Below are 8,614 nucleotides of genomic sequence, written 5' to 3'. Positions count from 1 at the left end.
CCGGGCTGCTCGCGCGGGAACGAGCACGTCGGTGCCGTCCTCGTCAGCAACCCACCGGGTCTGGGCCTTTTCATGGGCCGTGCTGTTCACGGCTCTGATCTGGACCATGCTCGTGCTGCAATCTGAATGGGCGGCCCCGACGGTCACGGCGACGGCCTGGTGGATCCTGCCCCTGCTGGCCGTTCCGTTCGCCGTTTTCGTGTACCTCTCGCGCCGGTCCTACCGGATGAGGCTCGGCTTCTTCCTCTGGTTCTGCGCGCTCATCTATCCTCTGGGCCTGCTGAACTGGCAGCCCTTCCTGTCGATCGGGGCGGGAATTGCTCCCGATGCACTCGTCGGAATGACCGCCCTCGCCCCACTCGTCTACCTCACGCGCCTGGCCCGGCGGATGAAACGAGCAACCTCCCAGATCCGTCCGACCGTCTAGTCCACCGTCGCAACAGGTATCCAGATGCACCCCGGCCGCTCCCGGACCGGCCGGTCTCAGATTCCCCGGTTCTCGCGGTGCGCGGCGAGCAACTCGCGCGTGAACGGATGCTGCGGCGCAGCAAACAGGTCGGCCGCCGGCCCCTGCTCCACGACGCGACCGTCCTTCATCACGAGGATCTCGTGGCTGAGCGCCCGCACGACCGCAAGATCGTGCGAGATGAAGACCATCGCGAGCCCGTTGGACCGCTGCAGGGAAGCCAGCAGGGCGAGCACCTGAGACTGCACCTGCGCGTCGAGAGCCGACACCGGCTCGTCACACACGAGGATGCTCGGCTCGCGCGCCAACGCCCGGGCGATCGCGACCCGTTGACGCTCCCCGCCGGAGAGCTCGCGCGCGCGCCGCCCGAGGAGCGACGGGGTAAGGGCCACCCGCGCGAGCAGGTCCTCGGCCCGCGCCGTCCGGAGGCGACGCGGCGTGCCGTCCAGGGCGATCGCCTCCGACAGAATCTGCAGCACGGTGGCGCGCGGGTCGAACACGCTCAGCGCGTCTTGGTGGATGATTTGGATACCGCCCCGGCGACCGCGACGCAAGGATTCGGGCATGTCGCTCCACGCTTGGCCGTGGAGCAGCACTGACCCGCGGTCGGGCGCCTGGGTGGCCAACAACATCCGCGCCACCGTGCTCTTGCCCGAACCCGACTCACCGACGATGCCCATGGTGTGACCGGCACGCAACTCGAACGAGACGCCGTCGACGGCCGCCACCGACCCGAATGTCTTGGCAAGGTCGCGTGCGGAGAGCACCACCGGCCCGGGCACCGGAGGCCTTGCGGTGCCCAGCGATGCCGCGGCGAGCAACTGGCGAGTGTACGGATGTTGCGGCGCGGCAAACAGGACGGCTGTTTGCTGCACCTCAACGAAACGTCCGTCCTTCATGACGGCCACCTCATCGGCGAGCTCACGAATGACGCCCAGGTCGTGACTGATCAGCAGGAGGGCGAGGCCCGATTTCTTAAGTTCGCGCAGGAGCAGAATGATCTGGGCCTGCACTGTCGCATCGAGCGCCGTGGTCGGTTCGTCGGCGATCAGCAGCCGCGGCGATGCCGCGATGGCCGACGCGATGAGTGCGCGCTGGCGCAACCCACCAGAGAGTTCGTGCGGGTACTGCCGGGCGCGCCTGGCCGGATCGGGCATGGCAACCTGCCCGAGCAGCTCGAGCACTCGACGTGACCGATCGGCCCGGCCGAGCTGCGGTTCGTGCACGTCCAGGGGCTCGGCCACCTCGGCGCCCACCCGGCGTAGCGGGTCGAGGGAGACCAGGGCGTCCTGGCTCACGAGCCCCACCCGGGCACCCCGGAGGCCGCGCCATCCCCGGTCGTCGAGCGTGCGGGCGTCGACACCGGCGACCGTCAGCTCGTCGGCTGTGACTCCCTGGCCGGCAAGACCGATGAGACTCCGAGCCGTCAGGCTCTTACCGGCGCCCGATTCCCCCACGATGCCCAGGCAGTGCCCCGCAGCGATGCTGAATGAGACGCCGTCCACTACGGCAGCCGTCGAACCCGGCATCACCACTCGAAGGTTGCGCACGCTCACGGCACTCATCGGTGCCGCCCCGCCGCGCGGGCCTGCAGATGCCGACCGACAATGCTGGTGGAGACCACGGTCGCGGTGATCACCAGTCCCGGGAACACGGCAATCCACCACGCGGTCGCCAGAAAATTGCGCCCTTCCGAGAGGATGAGTCCCCACTCGGGGATGGGCGGCTTGGGCCCGAGGCCGAGGAAGCTCAGACCGGCGGCCGCCGTGATTGCAGTCCCGATCCCCATGGTCGCCATCACCAACAACGGCCCCAGGGTGTTCGGCACAACGTGGCGCAACACGGTAACGGCGGGCGAGATCCGAGTGTGCGTGCCGCCTCGACGTACCCGGCGCGCTTCACCACCAGCGTCTGCACCCGGGCGACGCGCGCGTAGGCCGGGATCACCGCGATGGCCACGGCCGTGAGCAGGCTCGCCTCTCCCGGACCGATGATCGCGATCACGATCAGCGCCAGCAGGAACTCCGGGAACGACATCAGGATCTCGATGGCCCGACTCAGCACGCCGTCGCCGAGCCGCCGCATCAGCCCCGCGAGCGATCCGATCACGAGCCCCGCCACCAGGGCGATCAGGGTTGCGCCGAAACCGATCGCCAGCGAATACCGCGAACCGTAGACCACCCGAGCGAATACGTCGCGGCCGGCCTGGTCCGTGCCGAACGGATGCCCCTGGCCGGGTGGGAGCAACGCCGCACCGATGTCGGTGCTCAGCGGATCTGCTGCGGTGAACAGCGCCGGCAGTGCGGCGGAGACTCCGAGGAGTGCAAGGAACCCGACGGAGACGAAGAGGGCAGGCACGGGCATCCTCCTGGCCGTGCGCGCAGAGGCGGCGGAAAGAATGCTCATGCGTAGGACTGCTCTGTCGTGAGGCGCGGGTCGATGCGGTCTGCCAGAGTATCGGCGAGCAGGTTGACCAGTGAGAACCCCACGGCCGCGAGCACGATGATGCCCAGCACGACGGGCACGTCACGGTCGACAATGGCGTTGAGGGCCACGCGGCCCAGTCCGGGGCGGGCGAAGACGGTCTCCACGAGCACCGAGCCGCCGAGCAGGGACCCCGCGATGTAGCCGGTGAGGGTGATGCTGCTCGCTGCGGCGTGCCGGAGGGTGTGGCGCACGACGAGGCGAGTATGACTGGTCCCGCGGGCGCGCACGGTGGCGACGAAGGGCAGCGTAGCGGCATCGTCGAGCCCCTGCCGCAGTACCTGGCTGAGGATGCCGGCCACCGGAATGGCGAGTGTCACCGCGGGCAGCACCAGCGCGCCGAAGCCTGCCGTGGCCACCACCGGGAACCAGCCGAGCCCGAAACCAAAAACGCCGATCAGGACGAGCCCGATCCAGAAGGTCGGCGACGAGACCGCGATGAGTTCGAGCAGGCCCGCAACCGGTGCCGTTCGGCGGTCACGGCCGAGCAGCGCAGAGGTGAGCGCGAGCAGCAGAGCGAACACGAGCGCGAGGCCCATCAGCTGCACGGTGGACGGCAGCTGCTGGCCGATCACGGCCGTCACGGGCTGCTGCATGCGGTAGGAGGTTCCAAGGTCGCCCTGCACCAGACGCGCGAGGTAGCTGAAGTACTGCACAATCAGCGGGTCGGCGAGCCCCCAGTCGGCGCGGATCTGGTCGCGAACCTGCTCGGACACGTTTCCGAGCCCCACGAGCACATTCACCGGGTCGCCGGGGATCAGCCGCAGTGAGAAGAATCCCACGGTGGCGGCGCCCCAGACCACGAGCAGCATTCCGCCGATCCGCCCCGCGACGCGAGCGCCCGGTCGGCCGGATCGAGCGCTGCCCGCGCGGCGCTCGCTCACGGAGCGGTGGTGAGGGAGGCCTCGTAGAAGAGCGGCTGCCCATACAGGTCAAAGGTCAGGTTCTTCAGGCTCGGGCTATAGGCGGTGATGGCGGTGGGCACGGTGATCGGGACCATGGCCACGTGGGTCGCGTTCCACTGCTGCAACTGCTGGTACAGGACTGTCCGCGCGGCCGGATCGCTCGTGGCGATGGCATCATCCAGAAGCTGGTCGACGACGGGGTCGACGATGGATGAGCCGTTCTTGTAGCCGCCACTGTGCATGTGAGCGCGCAACACGTCGGCGTCGACGCTGGGAAAGCTCCAGTCCGAGAGGTCGTAGTCGCGCGCGTCGAAGGCCTCGTAGTACTGGGCGATTTCGCGGTTGTCGCGCACGATTTCGAAGCCGAGATCGCGCAGGTCGGACTGCACCACGTCACCGAGGCTGGCATTCGCGTCGGAGATCGGGGTGTAGGCGAGCCACCGCGCGCTCAGGCGGGCACCGTCCTTCGTGCGGTACCCCTCGGAGTCACGTTCCGTCCAGCCGGACGCGTCGAGCAGAGCACCGGCCGCGTCGGGATCGAAGGCCCTGCTCTCTTCGAGGCTGGGGTCGTAGGAGTCCGGCGTGGCCGGGGACAGGATGCTCCACGCCCGCTCGGCCTGCCCCTGGTAGATGCTGTCGACAGCCGGCCCGATATCGATACCGAGGGCGAAGGCGCGGCGCACGTTTTCATCGGCAAAGACGCCGTGCGCCTCGTTGAGGAACAGGGTGTACGGGAGCCCCGGCATCGTCACGTTCTCGATGGTGAACTCATCACCGATCTGGCTCACGGTATTGGCAGTGATGTCGCTGGCGATCTGCGCCTCCCCGCTGGTGAGTGCGCCGGTGCGAACCGACGACTCGGGCAGGATGCGGAAAACCAGGGTGTCGATGGCGGGCGCGCCTCGTGCGTGCTGCCCTCGGGAGCCCAGTTGTAGTCGGCGTTGGCGGTGAAGACAATGCTTTGGTCGGGGGTGTATTCGCTGAGGATGTACGGGCCGGTGCCCACCGAGATACCGGGGCCTCCTGCTGCCAGCTGTCCCGTGTTATCGCGCAGAGTGGCCGGTGAGTAGAAGCCCAGCTTGGCGGTGCTCACGGCCTGCAGGAAGGGAGCGTAGGGCTGGTCGAAGTCCACCCGAACGGTGTACTCGTCCACGACGGAGGTACCCGCGTAGAAACCGCCGGTCTCGGCGTACCCGATGAGGCTCGCGGCATCCGCTGACGCCGTTTCGGGGGCGACAACGTGCTCAAAATTGGCCTTGACGGCCTCGGCGTTGAAGGGCTCGCCGTCGTGGAAGGTGACGTCGTGACGCAGGTCGAACGTGTAGTGCAACCCGTCGTCGGAGACCTGCCATGACGTGGCGAGCCACGGCACGAACGAACCATCGGCCTTCTGGTACACGAGCGAGTCGAACGAGTTGCGCATCACGAGCGCCGTGGCCTGGAAGGCGGAGGAGTGGATGTCCATCTTGCCGCCGCTGAGGGTGCCGCCATTGATGGCGTAGGTCAGCGTGTTCGTGGCGGCCGGCTGAGCGGTTGCGCTGCACCCGGTGACGAGGGTGGCGATGGCGACGACGGCGACAGTTGCGCGCAGCCAGGATCGTGCATGGGCGCGAATGCGCATAGGTCTCTCTCTGTGGTGCCGATCGAACGGGCACAAGAAATGACCCCGCCCCTCCAACGTACCGCGAGCCTCCGCACCGTGGCTTCTGCGAAGCAGAACCGGTCGTTCTCGCGACACGCCGTTCGAGGTGCACGATTGACCCGGCGTGTCACAGATTCCCCGGTTTTTTTGCGTCAGGTCCCGCCCCTCGAACAGGGCGCTCTCCACAAGGGAATACCATTGGTAGTATGACGCCGCAAGACACCACAGAACAGACCGAGGCAGAAACTGCCAGTACAACCAAGACCTTTGCAGACCTCGGGCTCAACGCTGCGATGCTCAAAGCGCTCAAAGACGTTGGATACGAGACACCGTCGGCCATTCAGGCCGCCACCATCCCCCCGCTGCTCGCCGGCCGGGACGTAGTCGGACTCGCCCAGACCGGCACCGGAAAGACGGCCGCGTTTGCGCTGCCCATCCTCTCCCGCCTGGACATGGCCCAGAAGACCCCGCAGGCGCTCGTGCTTGCCCCCACGCGCGAGCTCGCGCTGCAGGTGTGTGAGGCGTTCGAGAAGTACGCGGCCCACATGCGCGGCGTGCACGTGCTGCCCGTTTACGGCGGACAGGGTTACGGCGTTCAGTTGTCCGCCCTGCGCCGCGGCGTGCACATTGTGGTCGGTACTCCCGGCCGCATCATGGACCACCTCGAAAAGGGCACCCTCGACCTCTCCGCGCTCAAGTACCTGGTGCTCGACGAGGCCGACGAGATGCTCAAGATGGGCTTCGCTGAAGACGTCGAGACGATCCTCGCCGACACCCCCGACGACAAGCAGGTCGCACTCTTCTCGGCCACGATGCCCGCGCAGATCCGCCGCATCTCCAAGAAGTACTTGCACGACCCCGAAGAGATCACGGTCAAGAACAAGACCACGACCTCCGCGAACACCACCCAGCGCTACCTCATGGTGTCGTACCCGCAGAAGGTCGACGCCCTCACGCGCATCCTCGAGGTGGAGAACTTCGAGGGCATGATCGTCTTCACCCGCACCAAGAACGAGACCGAGCTGCTCGCCGAGAAGCTGCGCGCTCGCGGCTACTCCGCCGCCGCCATCAACGGCGACGTGCAACAGGTACAGCGTGAGCGCACCGTGAACCAGCTCAAGTCGGGCAAGCTCGACATTCTGGTGGCCACGGATGTCGCCGCTCGCGGTCTCGACGTCGACCGCATCAGCCACGTGGTCAACTACGACATTCCGATCGACACCGAGTCCTACGTGCACCGCATCGGACGTACCGGCCGTGCCGGCCGCAGCGGAGCAGCCATCAGCTTCGTGACGCCGCGCGAGCGTCGTCTGCTCAGCGCGATCGAGAAGGCCACCCGCCAGCCCCTCACCCAGATGCAGCTGCCGAGCGTGGAAGACGTGAACGTCACACGTCTGGCACGTTTCGACGACGCGATCACCGAGGCGCTCGGCCAGTCCGAACGCATTGGCATGTTCCGCGACATCGTGGGTCACTACGTGTCCCACCACGACGTGCCCGAAGCGGATGTCGCCGCGGCCCTCGCCGTGGTTGCCCAGGGTGATACTCCCCTGCTGCTCTCCCCCGAAGATGCCCGCGCCCAGCGCTTCGCGCGTGAGGAACGCAGCGATCGCGCCGACCGCGACCGCGGAGACCGTGGCGATCGCCGCGACAGCCGCGACAGCCGCGACGGCGGAGACCGCCCCGTGCGCAGCGAACGCCCCGTGCGTTCGAGCGGCAAGCCGATGTCGCAGTACCGCATCGAGGTGGGCAAGCGCCACAAGGTGGAGCCGCGCCAGATCGTCGGAGCGCTCGCGAACGAGGGCGGCCTGAGCCGCGATGACTTCGGGCACATCAAGATCCTGCCCGACTTCTCCCTCGTAGAGCTGCCGGCAGATTTGTCCAGCGATGTGTTCTCCAAGCTCTCCGCGACCCGCATCAGCGGCAAGCTCATTGAGCTGAAGGCCGACCGCGGCGGCGCAAGCCGTCAGGGCCCGGAACGCCGCCCGCACAACGCTTAAGCACGCACGCACGCACTGACTGACGCTCCGCCTCCGGGTGGGGCGTCAGTCGTTTAACCGGCGACGGCGGCTGTTTCTGCTGCTCCACTCAGATGGTGTCGGTCTGACTCTCTGGGCGGCCCTGCTCCGCCATGCTGCCCTGCTCCGCCATGCTGCCCTGCTCCGCCATGCTGCCCTGAGCGCTGGCGATGTTGACCAGCCAGGTCACGCCGAACCGATCCGTGCACATGCCGAAGCTGTCGCCCCAGGGCGCCTTCTCCAGCGGCGTCGTGACCGTTCCGCCGTCAGCGAGCTGGGCCCAGTACCGGCTGAGTTCCGCCTCGTCGTCGCCGCTGAGCGACACCGAGTAGTTGGTTCCCGTCGTGAATTCCATGCTGTTCGGAGTGTCCGAGGCCATCAGGGTGAGGCCGTTGGCTGCCGTCAGCTGGGAGTGCATGATCTTGTCCTGCTCGGCGGGGTCGTCACTGGCGTGAAAATCCGCGAAGGTGCTCTTCGTCAACTCTCCCCCGAACACCGACTGATAGAACTCCATCGCCTTCTCGGCGCTGTCGCGGAAGCCCAGGTACGGGTTGAGTCGGGTGGTGGTCATGGGTCTGCCTCCTTAGTCAATGGTGTCTACCCAACAATTATCGGCTCGACCCTCGCATTGGGGTAGTGCCCGACAGGAGTTCGTTGACAGGGCCTAACAGAATCCAATATTGTTCCTGCAGGCACCTCTTCCCACCCGAAAAGCGTGCACACCTCCCATTCCGCTGAGACGGATCCCGGAGCGTGAGTACAGCGGGAACCAGTCCCGATTCCCCCGGCCCTCGACAGGCAACGGCATCCTCAGCGGCAGAGTCCGCTGCAGCGGTCGCACCTCATCCCCGACAGAAATGTGGTCAAGCCATGAACTCGGAAACCCTCCCCCTTACGTCTGACTCAGAACTCTCCGCGCCGCGCGACCTGCATGGAGTGATCAGCGACTCCCGGCGACGGCAACTCGACCTCTTTCGCCAGCGCCAGTCCGAGCGCGAATCCGACCTCACGAGCCCGGGAACACCCGACGGTGACTCGACGCACTAACCACGGTGCACCGTGCGAATCACAATTCCGGCGCATCCACGACCGGAGCGGT

The 8,614-nt window shown here is 67.0% G+C and carries 7 protein-coding genes and 2 pseudogenes; 3 read left to right on the top strand and 6 right to left on the bottom strand.

Annotation, left to right across the window (positions count from 1 at the left end):
* Positions 1–427: hypothetical protein (locus tag JF66_RS23605; protein WP_197059389.1), on the top strand; the 427-nt coding region annotated here is incomplete at its 5' end.
* Between the two features lie 56 nt (positions 428–483).
* On the opposite strand, the gene JF66_RS10760 is transcribed toward JF66_RS23605, so the two are convergent.
* From JF66_RS10760 to JF66_RS25030, 5 genes and pseudogenes are all read right to left on the bottom strand, one after another.
* Positions 484–2,031 carry an ABC transporter ATP-binding protein gene (locus JF66_RS10760; RefSeq protein WP_035877755.1) on the bottom strand — a complete coding sequence of 516 codons (1,548 nt, stop codon included), beginning with the start codon at positions 2,029–2,031 and terminating at the stop codon, positions 484–486.
* Positions 2,028–2,551, bottom strand: a pseudogene (locus tag JF66_RS10755) (ABC transporter permease). The gene JF66_RS10760 and the pseudogene JF66_RS10755 overlap by 4 nt, the downstream one beginning before the upstream one ends.
* A 317-nt stretch (positions 2,552–2,868) precedes the next feature.
* Positions 2,869–3,834 (bottom strand): ABC transporter permease, encoded by a 966-nt coding sequence (locus tag JF66_RS10750; RefSeq protein ID WP_035877752.1) that lies wholly within the window; start codon positions 3,832–3,834, stop codon positions 2,869–2,871.
* Entirely contained in the window at positions 3,831–4,721 is an 891-nt protein-coding gene (locus JF66_RS25035; RefSeq protein WP_255351529.1) for an ABC transporter substrate-binding protein, read from the bottom strand. Before JF66_RS25035 ends, JF66_RS10750 begins: the two co-directional genes overlap by 4 nt.
* Positions 4,640–5,476 carry an ABC transporter substrate-binding protein gene (locus JF66_RS25030; protein ID WP_051973422.1) on the bottom strand — a complete coding sequence of 279 codons (837 nt, stop codon included), beginning with the start codon at positions 5,474–5,476 and terminating at the stop codon, positions 4,640–4,642. The genes JF66_RS25035 and JF66_RS25030 overlap by 82 nt, the downstream gene beginning before the upstream one ends.
* A gap of 227 nt (positions 5,477–5,703) precedes the next feature.
* On the opposite strand from JF66_RS25030, the gene JF66_RS10740 reads away from it, so the two are divergent.
* Positions 5,704–7,497: a DEAD/DEAH box helicase gene (locus JF66_RS10740; RefSeq protein ID WP_035877750.1), complete on the top strand. Its 1,794-nt coding sequence runs from the start codon at positions 5,704–5,706 to the stop codon at positions 7,495–7,497.
* A 166-nt stretch (positions 7,498–7,663) separates the two neighbouring features.
* On the opposite strand, the pseudogene JF66_RS10735 reads toward JF66_RS10740, so the two are convergent.
* A pseudogene (locus tag JF66_RS10735) lies at positions 7,664–8,086 on the bottom strand (VOC family protein); the annotation flags it as partial.
* 299 nt (positions 8,087–8,385) lie between these two features.
* Here JF66_RS10735 and JF66_RS22965 point away from each other — a divergent pair.
* Entirely contained in the window at positions 8,386–8,562 is a 177-nt protein-coding gene (locus tag JF66_RS22965; protein ID WP_156109742.1) for a hypothetical protein, read from the top strand.
* Positions 8,563–8,614 lie beyond the last annotated feature (52 nt).

Origin of the sequence: Cryobacterium sp. MLB-32 (assembly GCF_000738085.1) — a bacterium.
Taxonomy (GTDB): Bacteria; Actinomycetota; Actinomycetes; order Actinomycetales; family Microbacteriaceae; genus Cryobacterium.
Note: the sequence above shows the minus strand (reverse complement) of the source record. Positions and strands in the feature narration are given on the sequence as shown.

Excerpts from the sequence above, each read along its gene's own strand:
- JF66_RS10760 (WP_035877755.1), bottom strand. The coding sequence starts at position 2,031 with ATGAGTGCCGTGAGCGTGCGCAACCTTCGAGTGGTGATGCCGGGTTCG.
- JF66_RS25030 (WP_051973422.1), bottom strand. The coding sequence starts at position 5,476 with ATGCGCATTCGCGCCCATGCACGATCCTGGCTGCGCGCAACTGTCGCC.
- JF66_RS22965 (WP_156109742.1), top strand. The coding sequence starts at position 8,386 with ATGAACTCGGAAACCCTCCCCCTTACGTCTGACTCAGAACTCTCCGCG.
- JF66_RS10740 (WP_035877750.1), top strand. The coding sequence starts at position 5,704 with ATGACGCCGCAAGACACCACAGAACAGACCGAGGCAGAAACTGCCAGT.